This window comes from Streptomyces sp. NPDC007896, from assembly GCF_042959425.1.
GTDB lineage: Bacteria > Actinomycetota > Actinomycetes > Streptomycetales > Streptomycetaceae > Streptomyces.
This window is the reverse complement of the sequence record NZ_JBIBKX010000009.1, coordinates 132,385-151,217: the sequence shown is the minus strand read 5'-3', so window position 1 is coordinate 151,217 and position 18,833 is coordinate 132,385. Positions and strand designations below refer to the sequence as shown.

The following is an 18,833-nucleotide window of genomic DNA, read 5'->3' as shown; positions in this document are numbered from 1 at the left end:
CTCCGCGCGCCGGCGGCCATGCCCCTGAAGGCATGGCCGCCGGCTCACGGAGCCGACGTCATTCCCTGGCGGATCGCCCAGAGAGCCGCCTGCGTCCTGGACGTCACGCCGATCTTCAGCAGGATGCTGCTGACATGCGTGCGGGCCGTACGCTCGCTGATGGTCAGGGCGTCGGCGATGTCCCGGTTGCTGTAGCCGTCAGCGACCAGTACCAGCACCTCTCGTTCCCGCTGACTCAGGGATGACAGGCCTTCGGACACTCCGGTCAGCGCGCGGGTTATCTTGCGTGCTACAGCCGTGTCCAGATGGGTCTCGCCGACGGTCGCTGCCCGGATCGCGGTAGCCACCTCGTCGGCCTCGGCGTCCTTGAGCAGATACCCGGATGCCCCGGCGGCCAGCGCGGCACGGACCCGCTCGGTCTCGCTGAAGCTGGTCATGGCCACCACCTCGACGCCGGGGTAGTGTTTCTTGATCGCCTGGATGCCGGACACCCCGTCGAGCCGGGGCATCACCAAGTCCATCAGCACCACGTTCGGCATGACGCCATGCACCGAGGCTGCTGCGAGAAAGTCGAGTGCGGCCTGTGCGTCGCCTGCTTCCCCGACCACCTCCATATCGGTCTGCAGGGACAGAAAGGCTCTCATCCCCTGCCGCACGACCGTGTGATCATCCACGACGAGTACTCTGATCGGCTCGGATCCCGCTTGCCCGCTCATCGCGTTGTTCCTTCTTTCGCCCTGTCGTCCGGGGAACGCAGTACTCCAGGAATCGCTGCGCGTACGGTGGTCGGCCCGCCGGGGGCGGAGAACACCGTGAACGTGCCGCCCAGCCGGATGATGCGCTCGGACATGGAGACCAGTCCCAGGTGGCCCGGATGCGGTGTGTCCGGATCGAAGCCCTGGCCGTCGTCGCGCACCTCTATCAGCAGGTCCCGCCCGTCCATGCCCTCGCACCGGATGTGGACCTCCAACTGCTGTGCCTGAGCGTGTTTCACAGCGTTGATCATCGCCTCGCTGACCATCCGGAACAGATCGGTCTCCTGCTCCGGCAGCAACGGCAGAGGGTGCTGAGGAATCTCCACCACGACGGGGAGATGGTGCCGGGTCTCGACGGCCGCGGCATGGCGCCGGACGGCGGAGACCAGCCCCTCTTCATGCAGCGCTTCGGGGCGGAGCTGGAAGATCAGCGCCCGCATCTCCGCCAGTGCGCCTTGAACAAGGTCGCGGAGCTCGGCGAGGCCGGCCGTCACCTCCGGCATCGGAGGTGTGGCCTGCTCGGCCAGTATCTGCACCGCACGGCTGCGCAACGTCATGGAGAACAGCGCCTGGCTCACCGAGTCGTGCAGGTCACGGGCCAGTCGGTGCCGTTCGTCCAGGGCGGCCTTCGCCTCGAGCTGAACCAGCATCCGCGCGTTGTCGACGGCCACGGCCGCCTGGTCGGCGATGGCCGACAGGAACACCAGGTCGGAGTCGGAGGGCTGACTGCCCTTGAGGTAGAAGCCGTTGAAAACCCCGACGGTCGTGCCGCGCACGATGAGCGGGAGCACCGCAATGGTGTGCCAGTTCTGCCGCAGGCTGATCTTGTGCAGCGGTGCGAAGCGCTCGTCGGCCAGCGTGAGCTCCCTCCATCCCTCGACCACGAGCGGCTTGCCTGTCCCGAAGACCTCTGCGGACAGCAACGGAGCTCCCAGTTCCCGGCAGACCTTGAGACGCTCTACGTAGTCAGGTGTACCCGGGTAGTCGCCGCATGTGCCCACCTGACGCAGTTCGCCCTGATCATCCATGATCAGAAAGGTGCACGCCTCCATGCCAGACGCATGCCGGACGTCCCGCGCCAGGGAGTCGAGGCCTGTAGTGAGCGACTCGGCAAACGCGATGCTCGCAGAGGTCCGGCTGAATGCCTTGAGCTGCCGCTCCTGACGCCGAGCGTCGGTCACGTCGCGGAACCGGATGATCCGTATGGGCTTTTGAGGCGTCCGCACTTCCGCCGGCATGTATTCGATCTCCCGATCCCCGAGAGCCACGACGGTCATCACACCAGGTTCCTCATCGACTATGGGGAGTGGGAAGTCGGCGGCCGGCAGGGCCCGGAGCTCTTCGAGCCTTCGGCCCAGAATGTGGCAACCTGCCTGGTTGACGTGCTGAAAGTGCTCGCCGTCCGGGCTGAGCACCGCGATTCCGTCGACTGCGCTCTCCACCAACTCGACGAGTACCGCCAAACCCATGTTCTCCAGGGACACGTGCGCAGCGTCTCGCATGTCCACCCATTTCGCATAGGGCAAATGTCCCGTCCGAGACTGCCTGAGCGGCCACTCCAGAAGTCCGTGTCCGCGTGTGCGCCGAGCGTCAGCTGTCGGATGTGCCGGGTAGTGGTCAGGCCGGAGACTCGCGTCACGCCAGTGTGACGCCGACGTTGCGCCCGCCGGCTCTTCCTGTGTTCCACTTCCGAAAGGCGTCCCATGCGGTTGGCGAATCTCGGCGGACGGCTGTCCCTCGTACACGGTGACGGTCTGGTCGACATCGAGCGACTCAGCGGCGGGCGTTTCGGCCCCGATCCGCAGCAGGCATTCGAGCGCTGGGACGAGCTGTCCCGCTGGGTCGCGACGGTCGGCCTTGAAGCCGCCGAGGTGCTCCCGTTCCGGCCCGAGGACCTGGGCCCGCCTGTCCCGGCCCCCCGGCAGGTGTTCGCTGTCGGACTCAACTACGACGAGCACGCCCGTGAATCCGGCTTCGTGCGCCCGGCCGCGCCACTGATCTTCACCAAGTACCTGTCGTCACTCACCGGGCCGGTGAGCACCGTGGAGCTGCCCACCGACACCGTCGACTGGGAGGTGGAGCTGGTCGCCGTGATCGGGCGAGAGGCCCAGAACGTCTCCGCCGACGACAGTTGGTCGTACGTCGCCGGCCTCACCGTGGGCCAGGACCTCTCCGAACGCACCTCCCAGCACGCGGGCCCCGCTCCGCAGTTCAGCCTTGCCAAGTCCTTTCCCGGCTTCTCGCCGACCGGCCCGTTCCTGGTCACCGCGGACGAACTCGACGATCCCGAGGATCTGGCGCTGAGCTGTGAGGTCGACGGCGTGGTGCTGCAGAATGGACGCACCAGCCAGATGATCTTCTCGGTCCGGGAGCTGGTCGCGTACCTCTCGTCCATCGTGACCCTCCACCCCGGCGACCTGATCTTCACAGGTACGCCCGCCGGAGTCGGCGCGGGTAGGACCCCGCCGGTCTACCTGCGGTCGGGCCAGACACTGCACAGCCACATCGCTGGCCTGGGCGACCTCCGGCAGACCTTCACCGGAGGTGCCTGATGCCCACCTACCTGCGATCCCAAGACGACGACTCCGTCAAAGCGGACGGCGACAAGATCCACGACCTTCTGATCATCGGCGGAGGGTCTGTAGGACTGACCCTGGGTGCGACCTGGGCGATGCTCGGCCGCGACGCCGTCGTCTTCGACCGTCAGCCGGAGTTGTACGGCCTTCCCCGGGTCGGTCACATCGACCACGAGATCATGCGGATGCTCCAGCAGCTCGGTGCCGAAGGCCCAACCGTCGAAGACGCCTATGCGACCAAGAGCTACACCTGGATCAACGCCGAGGGCGAGACCCTGCTGGAGTTCCCCTGGGGTGAGGATGGCATCTCCGGCTGGCACTCGGACTACATGCAGAACTCCGCCATCCTGGAGCGCAGCCTGCTCGACCGGCTCCTTGAATCCGAGACCGTCGAGCACATGCCGAGCTGGGAGGTCGTGGACCTGGTCCAGCACGACGACCACGTCGAACTGACCGCGGAACGCACCCGCATGGTCCCGGGCGAACCGCGCCCCGTCCTCACGGGTGAGCACCGCCGGTTCCGCGGCCGATACGTCGTCGCCTGCGACGGTGCCAACAGCCGAACCCGCCACATGCTGGGCGTCGACCGCGACGATCTCGGCTTCAACGAGAAGTGGCTGGTCATCGACGCCCGCATCAAACGCCCGTTCTCGCTGGCCTTCGACTCCGGCCAGGTCTGCGACCCACGCCGACCGACCACCGTGCTGCCGCTGGGCAAGGACCACCGGCGGTGGGAGTGGCACCTGCGACCGGACGAGAACCCGGAAGACTTCCTCCAGCCGGACAAGGGGTGGGAGCTGCTCGCCCCGTTCGACGTCACCGAGGACGACGTCGAACCGGTCCGGCAACTCGTCTACACCTTCGAGGCCAGGATCGCCCGTCGCTGGCGTTCCGGCCGCGTCTTCCTGGCCGGGGACGCCGCTCACACGATGCCGCCCTTCATGGGCCAGGGCATGTGCTCGGGCATGCGGGATGCCCGCAACCTCGCCTGGAAACTCGACCTGGTCCTTTCCGGTGCGGCGGACGAGACACTCCTCGACACCTACCAGGCCGAGCGCGACCCCCACGTCCGGGACTGGACAGTCATCTCCTTGGAGAGCGGCAAGATCCCCTGCATCATCGACCGGGAAGAGGCCCGCAAGCGCGACGAGATGTTCCGCGCCGGCTTCCGCCCGCCCATGCCGGACTTTCCGCAGCTGATCCACGGAATCCTGCACCGGGCGGCCGACGGCAGCCTCGTGGCACCCGCCGGGGAACTCGGGCTTCAAGGACGCGTCCAGGTCGCAGGCCGGACCGACCTGTTCGACCGCCTGCTGCCCACCACCGGCTTCACCGTCGTCAGCATCACCGACGATCCGCGCACCGCACTCGGCCCCCAGCGCACCGCCGCTCTGGAACGCCTCGGCTGTCACTTCTACACGGTGCGTCCCTCCGCCTCCGGCACGTCGAGCCCCACCGACATCGTCGATACCGACATCGTCGATGTCGACGGAACCTACGCGGACTACTTCCGTACCCGAGGCGTCGAGGTCGTCATCAACCGGCCGGACTTCTACGTCTTCGGCGGCAGCGACATGTCCGGTCTGACGGCGCTCGCCGACGACTTCCTCGACCAGACCGCAGCCGCGCAGCCCTCTGGCGCGAGCCGGCATCGGGAGCCCGTCACGGCAACCCCGTCACGCGGTCACGCATGAGCACCGACTGGTCCCACCCTGTCCGCCCGCCCACCCGTCAGGGGAGGAACCCGTGCCACTGCACAGGATCGAGCAGCTGACTCTCGGAGTGCCCGACGTCGCCGCTGCCGCCGTCTTCTACGAGGACTTCGGCCTCGTCCGAAGCCGGACCACGGGAAATGCTGGACCCGGCCCTGTGTTCGGGACCACCGACGGCGGCGACCAGCTGCGCCTGGTGCACAGCGCCCGGCGCCGGCTGCTCGAGGCCACGTTCGCCGCCGACGACACAGACGACCTGGCACGCATCACGCGCCGACTGCAGCACCTGGACTTCCCGGTGCAGATCACCACGACCGGCACCGGGAAGGACACCGAGTGCGTCGCAGTCGAGCCGGCCACTGGGGTCAGCGTCCGTGTCGTCATACGATCCCGCCTGGTGCAACCGCCCGTACCGGCTCCGGTGTACAACGGTCCCGGTCGAACGTCCCGCCTCGCCCAGCGGTCCCTCAGCCTGCTGCGCTCCGATCCGGTCCGGCCGCGTCGCCTGGGCCACTTCGTCCTGGGCACAACTGACTTCGAGACCACGCGCGCGTTCTTCACCAACGGATTGGAGTTCAAGGTCAGTGACATAGTCAAGGACGTGGGCGTGTTTCTGCGGTGCTCCACCGACCACCACAATCTGCTGGTCCAGCGAGCTCCGGTGCCCTTCCTGCATCACACCAGCTGGCAGGTCGACGACGTCGACGAGATCGGCCGCGGCGCGATGGGCATGCTCGAGACGGACCCTGGCCGTCACGTGTGGGGGCTGGGGCGCCACTACGCCGGAAGCAACTTCTTCTGGTACCTGAAGGACCCGGCCGGAAACTTTGCCGAGTACCACAGCGACATGGACTGCATCCCTGAAGACGCCCTGTGGACCCCAGAGGAACTCGAAGGTGCACGCGGCCTCTTCCATTGGGGTCCTCCGCCCCCTCCGTCCTTCATCAGGCCCGAAGACCTGGCGGACATGATGATCTCCAGCCACCCGTGAGGCCTCTGGGCGCCGTCGAGCACCGACTTGACGGCGCCCGCGAACGGACCGGGGCGGGGCTGATGGACGCCACGCCTTCCGCGTAGGCAGACCAAGGCACGCCTTGAACGTTGCAGCGCCGCCGCCATGCCGTCAGCACACTCGACCGTGCCGTTTCCGGTGTCCTGCGGTACGCCCTTCAACGTCGTCGACACAAGCGTCCACACCCGCTACCACCCGGCCGGCGCCTCCAGGCCCGCCTCCACGGCCGCCACCCACTCAGCTCGAATCCGAAGGCCGACATGACACCATCGCCAACGCGCACTGAGGCTGCCAACGAGTCGATGCCACGCAGACGCTGGCGGGCACGCACCGTCCTGCTGCCGGGCATGCTTGTTTTCTTCGCCTACGGCTACGATCTGTACGCTCTGCAGACGGTTGCGCCATCACTGCTGGACCACCCCACCTGGGACGTCACACCCAGCACTTTGCCCCCGGGACCGCTTGGTCAGACCGCGAGCGCCTTGGCCATCCCGGCGACGGCTTCGGTGAGGACGTGGGGGCCGGTGCCAAAGTTCAGGCGTACGTGACTACTGCCCGCCGCGCCGAACTTCGGGCCGGCTTCGACCGCGACCCGCCCGTGCTTCAGGAACCGCTCCTGGGCCGCAGCGCCGTCGCCGATGCCGAGTGCGCTGCAGTCCAGCCAGGCCAGGTAGGTGGCTTCGGGCGGGGTCCAGGTGATGCCCGGCAACTGTGCCGCGACAAGGTCGGCGAGCAGTGACCGGTTGTCGGCCAGGGTGAGCAGGAGCCGGTCGAGCCACACCTCGCCCTTTGTGAACGCGGCCACCGTGGCCAGCACGCCGAAGTGGCCGATGCGCCAGCGGGCGTCCGCGGGGAACTGCTCCACCGCCTCTTGCATGCGCTTCGACCCTGTGACGATGGCGGCGCACTTGAGCCCTGCCAGGTTCCAGGCCTTGCTTGCCGAGACCACCGACGCCGCCACGCCAGCGGCACCCGGCACGCTGAGCAACGGGGTGAACTCCGCACCGGGCAGAACGAGCGGAGCATGGATCTCGTCGCTGATGATCGGCACATCGTGGCGGGCCGCCAGTTCCACCAGTTCGGCCAGTTCGCCGGGCTGGTGCGCGCGGCCGACCGGATTGTGCGGGTTGCACAGCACGTAGGCGGCCGGGCGCTTGGCGAAGGCGTCCTCCAGGGCAGGGAGATCCAGTCGCCAGCCCTGGGCCGGGTCGTGGGCGAGCGGGACCTCGTAAACGTGTGCTCCGACCTCCTTCACCAGGTCGTAGAAAGGCGGGTAGACCGGAGGACTGATGACCACCGCGTCGCCGGGCGCGGCCAGCACGCGCAGCAGTTGGGCGATGCCGACGCTGACGTCGGTGACCGCGGTCACCGACGCCGGGTCGATCTTCCACCTCCATCGCCGCTCGGCGAAGGCGGCCACGGCGCAGCCGAGATCGGGCGTCGGCGCGGCATAGCCGGTGTCAGAGTGTTCAAGGGCCTCGTGCAGGGCCGCGTGGACGGGTTCGGCCAGCGCGAAGTCCATCTCGGCGATGCCCAGCGGGAGGACATCCGGCGTGTAGGTGCGCCATTTCGTGCTGCGGCGCAGCCGCAGCTGCTCGAGCGGCTCGACCGTCAGGCGGGCGGTGTGCTGATCCATCAGATCTCCTTTGTGGGGGCCGCCGGCTCTAGCCGACGGGGAAGCGATGGTCCTTCGGGGTGGCCACCGCAAGGTATGTGTGTGGTCAGAGGGTAGGGGGAGGGCATCTACGGTGGCGGGACTCCTGAAGACGACGAAGGCGCCGTCATCCTTCGCCGGCGTCGACGGTGACGCCGGCGTCGTCCAGCCTGCTTCGGAGCGCGACCCACCAGACGGCGCCGGACAGCACCAGCACGGCGACAGCGTCCGGACCGAAGGTGATGACGCCGCGGCCGCCGCCGAAGGTGCCAAGCCACGACAGCAGCGCCAGGCCGCCGAAGTACGGGGCGAGCCACCAGCCGGCGCGCAGGTCCAGCGGCCCCCTGGGCCCGCGCTGCCCTGCCCGCACCACGGTGAGCAGGACGAAGCCGATGAGCAGGGCGGTGAAGAGCTTCCAGTTCGTCTGCCAGCCGCTCCAATAGACGACCAGGTTGGCCACGTAGAAGGCGAGGAACGCCAGCGGTTGGCCCAGCGGCAGGCGGAAGGGACGAGGCAGGTCCGGGAGTTGGCGCCGCAGCGCGGCCCAGCACAGCGGCATCAGCGCATACATCAGGACCAGGGAGGAGCTGATGAAGCCGACCAGGGACTGCCAACTGGGGAAGGGCAGGAAAGCGATCATCCCGATCACGAAGGCGCTGCCGATGCTGAAGGCGGGAGTGCCGCCCTTGTTGACCTTGCTGAAGCGGTATGGCAGATATCCGTTGCGGCTCATCGCATAGGTGGTCCGGGCGCTGGTGCCGATGTACAGCAGGCCCTCGGCGCCCGGAGAGACTGTCGAGTCGATGTAGAGCAGTGTCGCGAGCCACCCGAAGCCCAGGCCACTGGCTATGGCGGCGAAGGGGCCGAAGTTTCCGGCGATGTCCACGGCCCCCCATCCGTGTTCCAGGCTGTGCGGGTCCACGGCTCCGACGAAGGCCAGTTCCAGCAGCACATAGACACAGACCGCGAGGAGCACCGAGCCGATGACGGCGCGCGGCACGTTGCGGCCCGGATTGCGGGATTCTCCGGCGAGGACCACGCCCTGCTCGAAGCCGGTGTAGGAGAAGATGACGCCGCCGGAGGCGACGGCGGTCAGGATTCCCTTGACGCCGGACGGCGAGAAGCCGCCGAATTGGTGCAGGTTGCCCGGGTGGAACGCAGCAGCGATCAGTACGACCGCCGCGAGCACCGGGATGGCGATCTTCCACCAGACGACGGCGGTGTTCGCGCGCGCGAGCCACCGGACCCCGGTGACGTTGACGACCGCGAAAACGAGCATCAGCAGCGCCGCCACGACATAGCCGGCGCCGGAGAGCACCACCGTCTCGTGGTGGTCCGACACGGAGACGTGGGCCACCCAGGGCGCATAGTTCGACGAATACTGCAGCGCGGTGAGGACCTCGATCGGCGCGGTCGTGACGAAGCCGAGCCAGGCCAGCCAGCCGGCTGCGAAGCCGACCAGGCTGCCGTGGGCCAGGTGCGGATAGCGCGCCACTCCGCCGGCGAGCGGAAGCATCGCTCCCAGCTCGGCGAAGACCAGGGCCAGGATCAAGATGGCGCCCGCGCCGATCGCCCAGGAGACCAGGGATGCGGGACCGGCGATCTGCGCCGCCGTCATCGGTGCCAGCAGCCAACCCGATCCGATGATGCTGCCGACGGCGGCAAACAGCAGGCTCAGCCGCCCGATGTCACGACGCAGTCCGGTCGGCGGCGGGGCGGCGCTCTTGGCGGGCGACGCCGCAGAGGTCGTTCCGGCGGGTTCGGCTGTCATGGTGGTCCGCTCCCTTTGCTGCTTTGGGCCTGGGTGCCACGGATGCGGTCGGCGCGACCGGCACTGGCAGGTCTGCGCGCCTGCGCGCATGGGCGGGGAGTCTTCAACGCGTGTGCCGGAGGCGAGGGACCAGTGGAGGCCGGGCGGCGTACGACGGTGTGCGCAGCTCCTTGCCCCGTGGAGAAGTGAGGCAAAGCATGGATTGTTGTGGATGCGTCGTCAAGGCCTTGGGGCGCGTAGTCCGGAGCGGCGACCACCGGTGCGCAATTTGCTCATCCATGCACCTTTTATCGCCTGCGTGTTATCGCCTGCGCGGCTCGGAAGTAGGTGCCAGGGAAAGAATCTTGAATCAGGGGTTGTGCAGCGCAAAGGGGGAACCCCACACTGCTCCACAGATTCGTTCACTAATCCTCGCCTCTGTGGGGTGACGTGGGATGGAGCGGGATGGAGAGAGATGCTTCCCTCAGAACGCCGCAAGGCGATCGCAGCGGCTGTCACGGCTGGTGTGCGTACGGAGGATCTGGCCACACAGTTCGGTGTCTCGGTGGAGACCATCCGGCGTGACCTGATCCGGCTTCAGAAGGACGGGGTGCTCGCACGAGTCCACGGTGGTGCCACACCTGCCGACAAGCCCCGTGCCAGCGAGGCCGCCTTCGGCAGCAGGCGCACGATGCACCTGGAGGAGAAGCGCGCCATGGGCGCGGTCGCCGCTTCCTTGGTCGAGCCCGGCAGGATCGTGATGATCGACGTCGGGACCACCGCACTGGAGGCCGCGCGCGCCCTGCCCGCCGACTGGACCGGGACGGTGATCACCAACTCTCTCCTTGTCTGCGCCGAACTGGCCGAGCGGCCCGGACTCGACGTGATAAGCCTGGGCGGCCGCATGCGCGGCGGAGACATGGCCTGTTCCGGCCCGCACACCCTGGCGGCGCTCTCCGAGTTGTACGCGGACATCGCCTTCCTCGGCTCGGGGGGCCTGGACGCCACGGCGGGGCTCACCGACTACTACTCCGACGAGGTCGACGTCCGCCGGCTCATGATCCAGCACTCCGCGCGCGCCTTCGTCCTCGCCGACTCGACCAAGTTCGACGTGGTGTCCGCGCGTGCCGTGTGCCCTCTGCGTGACCTCGACGGCCTGATCTCGGACCGCATGCCGGACGCGGTCCTGGCACAAGCCCTGCGCGACGCCGACGTGCAAGTCCTCACCCCGCCCGCCCTCTCCGTGGCCGAAACCGGCTGACGGCTGCCCCACCCCGGACGATCTGTCCGGCAGTACTCCGCACCACCAGATCCAGGAGGAACCAGAACCATGCGCAACTTCGCGATTATCGAGGCGCCTTCCGTCCTCGGGCACATTCCCACCCACCTGGGTGTCGCGGCGATGCCCGACGCCTTGCTCAACGCCGGACTGGCCGGGCGACTGGGAGCCCGCAGAGCGGGCCGGGTCGAGTCACCGACCTGGCGCGAACCGCGCGATGCGGACACCGGGATCATGAACCCGCAGGAGATCAACGACTACTCGGTCTCGCTGGCCGACGCGGTCGGCGGCGTCATCGACCAGGACGAGTTCCCCGTCGTCATCGGGGGTGACTGCTCGATCGTGCTGGGCGCGATGCTCGCACTGCGGCGGCGCGGACGCTACGGACTCCTCTACATAGACGGACACACCGACTTCTACCAGCCCGAGGCCAACCCCATCCTGGGCGCCGCCTCCGCCAGCGACCTCGCCTTCGCGACCGGTCGGGGACCGGCCGTGGTCGCCGACATCGAAGGACGCGGCCCGCTGGTGCGCGACGAGGACGTGGTCGCCTTCGGCTACCGCGACGGCGCGACGCAGAACTACAACCGCAGCCAGCTGCTGCCACCCGACATGCTGGCCCTCGACCGCCACGCGGTGCGCGTCCTCGGCACGGAGACCGCGGCCGAAGAGGCCGTGGCCCACCTGACCCGCGACGACGGCCCGGACGGCTACTGGATCCATGTGGACGTCGATGTGCTGGACCAGAGCATCATGTGGGCCGTCGACGCCCCCCAGCCCGACGGCTTCTCCTGGGAGGATCTCGCCACCGTGCTGCGCGTCGCGATGAGCTCGCCGCGCGCGATCGGCTTCGAGATCACCATCTACAACCCCGACATGGACCCGGGTGGCCTCAGCGGCCGAGGGCTGGCTGCCACGGTCGGCAAGGCACTGGGTCAGTTCGCCAAGCAGTAGACAGCAGGCCGCACCCCATCACCCCGCCCGGCCCGGCGTCCCCGGACAACCACCGTGCCCTGTACCGGCCGGCGGGCGACACCCCCGCCGCGCCACGCGGCGCCCAAACCTCATCACACCCCGCCGGGCATCCCTGTACCCATGACGCCGGGACCCCCTTACACGCCCGCAGCCGCACACCTGGACCCGCACGGACCATGCGCTGCAATACCCACGAGCCAGCTGTCCCCGCTGGCTCGGAGGAGGACGCAAGCCAGAGGAATGGCCATGACAGCACAGCACGACCAGCTCGACCCCGACGCCAGACGCCTGTCCGAACTGGGCTACAGCCAGGACCTGAAGCGCGGCTGGAGCGGATTCCAGAACTTCGCCATCTCCTTCTCCATCATCTCGGTCCTTGCCGGACCGTTCACCAGTTTCAGCCAGGCATGGCTCAACGGCGGACCGCTGATGATCTCCATCGGCTGGCCGCTGGTCAGCGCCCTGATCCTGGTCGTCGGCTTCTGCATGGCCGAGTTGGCCTCCAGCTATCCCACCGCCGGCGGCATCTACTACTGGGCCTCGAAACTGGGCGGCCCGGCCTGGGGCTGGTTCACCGGCTGGTTCAACCTCGTCGGCCTCATCGCGGTCGTCGCCTCCGTGGACTACGCGGCCGCCGCCTTCAGCAACGCACTGCTGGGCATGTACGGGGTCCAGGTCCCCGTCGACTTCGGCACGAGCGACGCGCAGGCCACCTTGAACCACACCTTCGGCCTGTTCGTCGTGATCCTGGCGCTGCACGCGATCATCAACATCACCTCGTCCCATCTGGTCGCCCTGCTCAACCAGATCTCGGCGTGGTGGCACATCATCGGCGTCGCGGTCATCGTCCTCGTCCTGGTGCTCGCTCCGACGCGCCATCAGGACTTCGGCTTCGTCTTCCTGCACCGCCTGAACATGTCGGGCTTCGGCGACGGAATGTACTGGTACTACGTCCTGCCGCTGGGAATGCTGCTGCCGATGTACACCATCGTCGGCTACGACGCGTCCGCGCACATCTCCGAAGAGACCCACAACGCCGCCACCGCTGCCCCGAAGGGGGTGTGGCGCTCCATCTTCTACTCGGCAGTGATCGGCTGGGTCCTGTTGCTGGCCCTCACCTTCGCCGCCACCGACCCCAAGGCCGTCGATGGCGGCGGCGGCACCGCGATCGCCGTGCTGTCCAGTGCGCTCTCCCTGGGACTGACCAAGTTCGTGATCCTTATCTCCACGATCGGACAGTTCTTCTGCGGCATGGCCTGTGTCACGAGCGCGTCCCGGATGACCTACGCCTTCTCCCGTGACGGGGCCGTACCCGGCCACCGCCACTGGTCGAAGCTCAACGCCCAAAGCGCCCCCACCCGGGCCGTGGTGCTGGTCGCGGTGCTGGCCGTCCTGATCACCCTGCCCGCGCTGAAGGGCAACGGCACCGGTACGAGTGTCGCGTTCCTCGCCGTCACCTCCATCTCGGTGATCGGGATGTACGTCGCCTACGCGATCCCCATCTTCCTGCGCTGGCGGATCGGCGACGCGTACGAGTCGGGCCCGTGGACCCTCGGCCGCAAGTACCGCTGGATGAACCCGGTCGCCTTCGTCTGGGTCGGCATCTGCGCGGTCGTCTTCTGCCTGCCCTTCACCCCCGCAGCCGTTCCCTTCCGCGACGGCTTCAGCTGGGAGAGCGTCAACTACGCACCGCTGGTAACCGGCGGAACTCTCCTCGCCGTCGGCGCCTGGTGGCTGTTCTCGGCCCGCAGGACGTTCCGCGGACCGATCCGCACCCTCACCACCGCAGACACCGAGACGCACGGCGCCGCGGCCGACCTCGCCACGGACACCGTCGGCGCCGAAGAACACTGACCGGCACCGAAGAACACCGACTCAGAACCGGAGACACGCACGTGAACGGCATCACCGACCGGCCGACGACCGTCTCGACCGACGCGCCGTCCGCCGACGGAGCCGGCTTGGCCCGTTGGCAGACAACCCGAGCGAGCGCTCGATGACGGTCCTCGCCATCGACCAGGGAACCTCGGGAACCAAGGCCCTGGTCGTCGACCCGGCCGACGGCGTGCTGGCCGTAGCGGAGATCCCGCTGCGGCCCACCTACCTGGCTGACGGCGGAGTCGAGCAGGACCCCGGAAAACTGCTCGACTCCGTCCTGACAGCAGGCACCCGCGCCCTCTCCGAGGCCGGACGCCCCGTGCAGGCCGTGGCCCTGGCCAACCAGGGCGAGACCGTCCTGGCCTGGGACCCTGCGACGGGCCGACCGCTGTCGGCTGCCCTTGTCTGGCAGGACCGCCGCGCCGAGTCGCTGTGTGCCCAACTCTCCGACCATGCCGAGCTGATCGCACAGCGCACGGGCCTCGTCCTCGACCCATACTTCTCCGCACCGAAAATGGCCTGGCTGCGCCGACACCTCACCACCCAAGGCGTGGTCACCACCACGGACACCTGGCTGATCCACCACCTCACCGGCGCCTTCGTCACCGACGCCGCCACCGCCAGCCGGTCCCTGCTGACGGATCTCGACGAGGTGTCCTGGGACCCGCAGCTCGCCGACCTGTTCGGCCTCGAAGGTGAACGCATGCCGCAGATCGTGGCATGCGACGACACCGTCGGCACCACCACGGCGTTCGGCCCACGTCTGCCCGTCGCCGGGCTCGTGGTTGACCAGCAGGCCGCCCTGCTCGCCGAGGGCTGCCTGACCCCCGGAACGGCCAAATGCACCTTCGGCACCGGCGCGTTCCTGCTCGCCAACACCGGCCGATGGGCGCCACGCTCCCGCTCCGGCCTCGCCACCTCGGTGGCCTGGCGGATCAGGGAACACACCTCATACTGCCTGGACGGGCAGGTGTACACGGCAGCCTCGGCCGTGCGCTGGCTGGCGGACCTCGGCTTCATCGAGACGGCCGCGGACCTCGACGGCGTTGCGGCGGACGACGCGGCAGGGGTACTCAGCGTCCCCGCACTGGCAGGACTCGGGGCCCCGTGGTGGCGTCCCGACGCGAAGGCGGCATTCACCGGCGTGACCCTGTCGACCCGCCGGGAGCACCTTGTCCTCGCCGTCCTCCAGGGCATCGCCGCACAGGTCGCCGAACTCGCGGACTGCGTGAGCGGCGACCTGGGCACTCCGCTGGAGAGGCTGCGCGTGGACGGCGGCCTGACCCGCAGCCGGACGCTGATGCAGGCAACCGCCGACCTCTTGCAGATCCCCGTCGACGTCTACTCCTCACCCCACGCCACCGCTCTCGGGGCTGCCGCGATGGCCAGGCTCGCCCTGGACCCGGACCTGGCAGTGGAGCAGGCGGCGTCCGACTGGACCGCGCAGATCAGCTACGAGCCGCACTGGTCCGCCGACCGCGCCCAGGACCACCGAGCACGGTGGCGGGCCGCGGTGGAGGCGGCACTACCTCAGGAGGATGAGAATCCCGTATGACGGGCTTTCCGACCGATCATGAAGCCGCCAGCGGCGCGTTCGACGTCGCCGTGATCGGGGCCGGAGTCGTCGGGTGCGCCATCGCCCGCGACCTGTCGGCCCACCAGATCTCGGTTGCCCTGATCGATGCACGCGACGACGTCGGCGATGGGACAAGCAAGGCCAACACGGCGATCCTGCACACGGGGTTCGACGCGCCGCCGGGCACCCTCGAATCGCGCCTCGTCCGGCGCGGCTACGAACTCCTGTCGCACTACGCGGCCCAAACCGGCATCCCCGTCGAGCGCACCGGTGCCCTCCTCGTGGCGTGGACCCAGGAAGAGCTCGACGCCCTGGCCGGCCTGCGGGACAAGGCTGCCAAGAACTCCTACGACCGCTGTGAAGTCGTCGACGCGGACGAGGTCTACCGGCAGGTGCCCGCGCTCGGCCCAGGCGCACTGGGCGGCCTGACCGTGCCCGACGAATCCATCATCTGCCCCTGGACCACCACCCTCGCGTTCGCCACCGAGGCCGCAGCGCGCGGCGCCGAGCTGATGCTCGGCCGTGCTGTCACCGGTGTGACACGCGGTGGCGACGGCGGCACCGTCCTGCACACCCACAGAGGGGACATCCGGGCCCGCTGGGTCGTCAACGCCGCAGGCCTCGGCGCCGACCGTGTGGACTCCCTGTTCGGGCACGACCGTTTCACCGTGACTCCCCGCCGCGGCGAACTGCTCGTGTTCGACAAGCTCGCACGCCCGCTGGTGGACAGGATCGTCTTGCCCGTGCCCAGCTCCCGCGGCAAGGGCGTCCTGGTCTCCCCGACCATCTACGGCAACGTCATGCTCGGCCCCACCGCCGAGGACCTTCAGGACCGCACCGAAACCGGAACCTCCGAAGCCGGGTTCGAGTTCCTGCTCGGCAAGGGACGGACACTGATGCCCCAGCTGCTGGAGGAGGAGGTGACCGCAAGCTATGCCGGTCTGCGGGCCGCCATCGATCACGGTGACTATCTGATCGACCTGGCCGCACCCGAGCGCTACCTCCTGGTCGGGGGAATCCGGTCCACCGGGCTCACCTCGGCCATGGCCGTCGGCGAGCACGCCCGGGAACTCCTGCAGGGCGCCGGCCTGCAGCTGGAACCCAAGCCTGCGCTGCCCGAGCCACCACGAATGCCCAACCTCGGCGAGGCATTTGAGCGGCCCTACCAGGATGCGCAGCGGATCGCCGAAGACAGCGCATATGGCCACATCGTCTGCCACTGCGAGCGGGTGACGGCCGGAGAGATCCTCGACGCACTGAGCTCGGCCCTGCCCCCAGCAGGACTGGACGGCCTGCGCCGCCGGACCAGGGCCATGAACGGCCGCTGCCAGGGCTTCTTCTGCGGCGCCGAGGTGGAGCGACTGACGTCCGCACACCACGCCACCCCCGGGGCCCGGCCACCGCACACCTTCCATCCGTCCCACGCTTCCGGGGAGAGCCCGCGATGACCGCCGCACGCCACGTGCTGACCCCCACCGTCGCCATCGTCGGCGCCGGCCCGGCCGGACTGACCGCCGCCGCCACCCTGGCCCGACGGTTGGGCGGCGATGTCCTGGTCTTGGACCGGGAGCAGGCCGCAGGCGGCATCCCCCGCCACAGTGACCACACCGGATACGGTCTGCGAGACCTGCACCGCGTCATGACCGGCCCCACATACGCACAGCACCTCGCCGCCGAAGCCACGGCCGCGGGCGCAACCATCCGCACCCGTGCCACCGTCACCGGCTGGAGCGGCACGCGCTCCCTGGAGGTCACCAGCCCACAGGGACTGTTCCGCGTGGAGCCACGCGCGATCGTGCTCGCCACAGGCGCCCGCGAACGCCCGCGGCCGGCCCGATTCATCCCCGGCACCCGTCCCTCAGGCATCTACACCACAGGCCACCTCCAAAACCTCGTGCACCTCCAACACCGCAGCGTCGGCAACCGTGCGGTCGTCGTGGGCGCAGAACCGGTCAGTTGGTCCGCGGTACTGACCCTGCGCAAGGCCGGATGCCGAACGGTACTCATGACCACCGGACACGCCTCGCCGGAGTCGTATGCCGCCTTCCACCTCCCCGGCAGACTCCTGCTCCGGGTACCGGTCGCCACCCGTACCCGGGTCACCCGGATTATCGGACAACGCAGACTGGAGGCCGTCGAGATCGAGGACCTGGCCACCGGCAGACGCAGGACCGTCGCCTGCGACACGCTGATCCTGACCGGCGACTGGATCCCCGACCACGAAGTGGCCCGAACTGCAGGACTCGACATGGACCCAGCCACCCGCGGCCCCCTCGTCGACACCGCGCTGCGCACCAGTCGGCCAGGGGTCTTCGCCGCAGGGAACCTGCTCCATGCCGTGGACACCGCGGACATCGCCGCCCTGGGTGGCCGGCACGCCGCCCACCAGGTGCTTGCATGGCTCGACGGGGAAAGCACACCCCAGCCTGCGGTCCCGATCATCGCCGACGCGCCGTTCCGGTGGGTCGCACCGGGCCTCCTGCGCGTCGGCGCACCCGCGCCGCCCCGCCACCGCCTGCTTCTGTGGTCGGATGAGCTGGTCCGGCTCCCCAGGGTGACCGTTCACCAGAACGGCCGCGAACTCACTCGGCGCACGCTGCCTTGGCCGGCCTCACCCGGGCGGGTCTTCCGAGTGCCTTGGAGCATGCTGTCGACCGTTGACCATGAGGGCGGTCCCGTGCACCTGGGCATCGCACGCACCTGATCCGGCCGGCTGAGAGGACACCTGTGTCGCGCAGTTGGGCGCAGACGGAGCCGCCGCCCGCGCTCTGGCCGGCGAGGGTGACGCGTGTGTCGCCATCCCAGTGGGCGATGTTGGCCTTCACCCGGCGCAGGGCGGCCTGTTGGTCCCTGAGGCCGTAGTTCCCGGCCGGTGAGCGGGGGGCGAGGGCGGGCGCGGCGAGGAAGCCGAGGGCGCCGAGACGGTAGTTGACGGTGACGACGACGTTGACGAACAGGCAGTCCTCGGAGCCGTCGCGGCCCTGCTGGGGGCAGCTGGCTCCCTTCCGGTCGGCGGTGCGGGTGCCGGTCCAGGGGGGAGGTGCAGCGGGTTCGTGCCAGCGCAGTTGCCCGGTGGAGGCGGCGGCGTAGCGGACGCCGAGGAGCTGGTCGGTACCGTCGCGGGTGATGCCGAGCAGGGCACCTTCGGCGGTGTGCAGCACGAGTGGGTCGCCTGGTGCGCTGACGGCGGGGGCGGCGGTGAGGAGGAGAGCGAGGGCCGTGAGGATGCCGACGGCAAGGCGGGCGGGGGAGGGGCGGCTCCAGGGTGTGCGGGGTCGGGCCTCCCTCGGGGGCCGAGAGGGTGTGTGGAGTGCCGGGGCCGTCAGGAGGCGGGCAGCGGGTTCTTGGTGAAGAAGTCCCGGATGACGGGGTGCGACGCTGGATGGCTGTCGGGCAGGGGGGCGACCCGGTGTCCGCTCCCGGGGATCAGTCTCAAGACGACTGCGATGGTGAGGTGCCGCAAGCCGTCTCGTAGCCGTCGGGCCAGGCAGCCCTCGGCCTCCGGCGAGGCCCGGAATCGACCTGATGTTCCAACGGCATGGCGCTGCTCATGGCCCGCCCCCGACGCCTGGGCGCAGACTGGGTCGTCTTCTGAGTCCGGCCCGCCGATCCGACCGTGGTGGCCTGGACGGGTCGGCCTTCAGCATCGAACTCGTCGTCAGCGAA

The 18,833-nt window shown here is 69.0% G+C and carries 13 protein-coding genes and 1 pseudogene; 9 read left to right on the top strand and 5 right to left on the bottom strand.

Features of this window, described 5'->3' with window-relative positions; genetic code table 11:
• Positions 1-44: 44 nt before the first annotated feature.
• Together ACFZDJ_RS28175 and ACFZDJ_RS28170 are read right to left on the bottom strand one after the other, a co-directional pair.
• On the bottom strand, positions 45-716 hold the full coding sequence (locus ACFZDJ_RS28175) for a response regulator (RefSeq protein ID WP_391062841.1): 672 nt from the start codon (positions 714-716) through the stop codon (positions 45-47).
• The gene (locus ACFZDJ_RS28170; protein WP_391062838.1) at positions 713-2,500 is read right to left on the bottom strand and encodes a histidine kinase; all 1,788 of its coding nucleotides are present in this window, start codon (positions 2,498-2,500) and stop codon (positions 713-715) included. The genes ACFZDJ_RS28175 and ACFZDJ_RS28170 overlap by 4 nt, the downstream gene beginning before the upstream one ends.
• Between ACFZDJ_RS28170 and ACFZDJ_RS28165 the strand changes: the two genes are divergently transcribed.
• From ACFZDJ_RS28165 to ACFZDJ_RS28155, 3 genes are read left to right on the top strand one after another with little or no spacing between them, the layout of a single operon-like run.
• A complete protein-coding gene (locus tag ACFZDJ_RS28165) occupies positions 2,459-3,307 on the top strand; it encodes a fumarylacetoacetate hydrolase family protein (protein ID WP_391062835.1) in 849 nt (282 codons plus the stop codon). The genes ACFZDJ_RS28170 and ACFZDJ_RS28165 overlap by 42 nt on opposite strands.
• Complete coding sequence (locus ACFZDJ_RS28160) at positions 3,307-5,025, top strand: bifunctional 3-(3-hydroxy-phenyl)propionate/3-hydroxycinnamic acid hydroxylase (protein ID WP_391062832.1); 1,719 nt, start codon at positions 3,307-3,309, stop codon at positions 5,023-5,025. Before ACFZDJ_RS28165 ends, ACFZDJ_RS28160 begins: the two co-directional genes overlap by 1 nt.
• Before the next feature lie 52 nt (positions 5,026-5,077).
• The gene (locus ACFZDJ_RS28155; protein WP_391062830.1) at positions 5,078-6,034 is read left to right on the top strand and encodes a VOC family protein; all 957 of its coding nucleotides are present in this window, start codon (positions 5,078-5,080) and stop codon (positions 6,032-6,034) included.
• A gap of 487 nt (positions 6,035-6,521) precedes the next feature.
• Here ACFZDJ_RS28155 and ACFZDJ_RS28150 read toward each other — a convergent pair whose 3' ends face one another.
• Entirely contained in the window at positions 6,522-7,691 is a 1,170-nt protein-coding gene (locus ACFZDJ_RS28150; protein WP_391062827.1) for an aminotransferase class I/II-fold pyridoxal phosphate-dependent enzyme, read from the bottom strand.
• A gap of 145 nt (positions 7,692-7,836) precedes the next feature.
• Positions 7,837-9,480, bottom strand: a complete 1,644-nt coding sequence (locus ACFZDJ_RS28145) for an amino acid permease (protein WP_391062825.1) — start codon at positions 9,478-9,480, stop codon at positions 7,837-7,839.
• A gap of 454 nt (positions 9,481-9,934) precedes the next feature.
• Between ACFZDJ_RS28145 and ACFZDJ_RS28140 the strand changes: the two genes are divergently transcribed.
• From ACFZDJ_RS28140 to ACFZDJ_RS28115, 6 genes are all read left to right on the top strand, one after another.
• Entirely contained in the window at positions 9,935-10,720 is a 786-nt protein-coding gene (locus tag ACFZDJ_RS28140; protein ID WP_391062822.1) for a DeoR family transcriptional regulator, read from the top strand.
• Positions 10,721-10,789: 69 nt separating this feature from the next.
• The gene (locus ACFZDJ_RS28135) at positions 10,790-11,692 is read left to right on the top strand and encodes an arginase family protein (RefSeq protein ID WP_391062819.1); all 903 of its coding nucleotides are present in this window, start codon (positions 10,790-10,792) and stop codon (positions 11,690-11,692) included.
• Positions 11,693-11,959: 267 nt separating this feature from the next.
• Positions 11,960-13,567 carry an amino acid permease gene (locus ACFZDJ_RS28130; RefSeq protein WP_391062816.1) on the top strand — a complete coding sequence of 536 codons (1,608 nt, stop codon included), beginning with the start codon at positions 11,960-11,962 and terminating at the stop codon, positions 13,565-13,567.
• A 142-nt stretch (positions 13,568-13,709) separates the two neighbouring features.
• Entirely contained in the window at positions 13,710-15,146 is a 1,437-nt protein-coding gene (locus ACFZDJ_RS28125; protein WP_168518489.1) for an FGGY family carbohydrate kinase, read from the top strand.
• On the top strand, positions 15,143-16,615 hold the full coding sequence (locus ACFZDJ_RS28120; protein WP_391062813.1) for an FAD-dependent oxidoreductase: 1,473 nt from the start codon (positions 15,143-15,145) through the stop codon (positions 16,613-16,615). The genes ACFZDJ_RS28125 and ACFZDJ_RS28120 overlap by 4 nt, the downstream gene beginning before the upstream one ends.
• Positions 16,612-17,871 carry an FAD-dependent oxidoreductase gene (locus ACFZDJ_RS28115; RefSeq protein ID WP_391062811.1) on the top strand — a complete coding sequence of 420 codons (1,260 nt, stop codon included), beginning with the start codon at positions 16,612-16,614 and terminating at the stop codon, positions 17,869-17,871. The genes ACFZDJ_RS28120 and ACFZDJ_RS28115 overlap by 4 nt, the downstream gene beginning before the upstream one ends.
• Before the next feature lie 43 nt (positions 17,872-17,914).
• Here ACFZDJ_RS28115 and ACFZDJ_RS28110 read toward each other — a convergent pair.
• A pseudogene (locus ACFZDJ_RS28110) lies at positions 17,915-18,328 on the bottom strand (carboxylesterase family protein); the annotation flags it as partial.
• Positions 18,329-18,833: the final 505 nt, after the last annotated feature.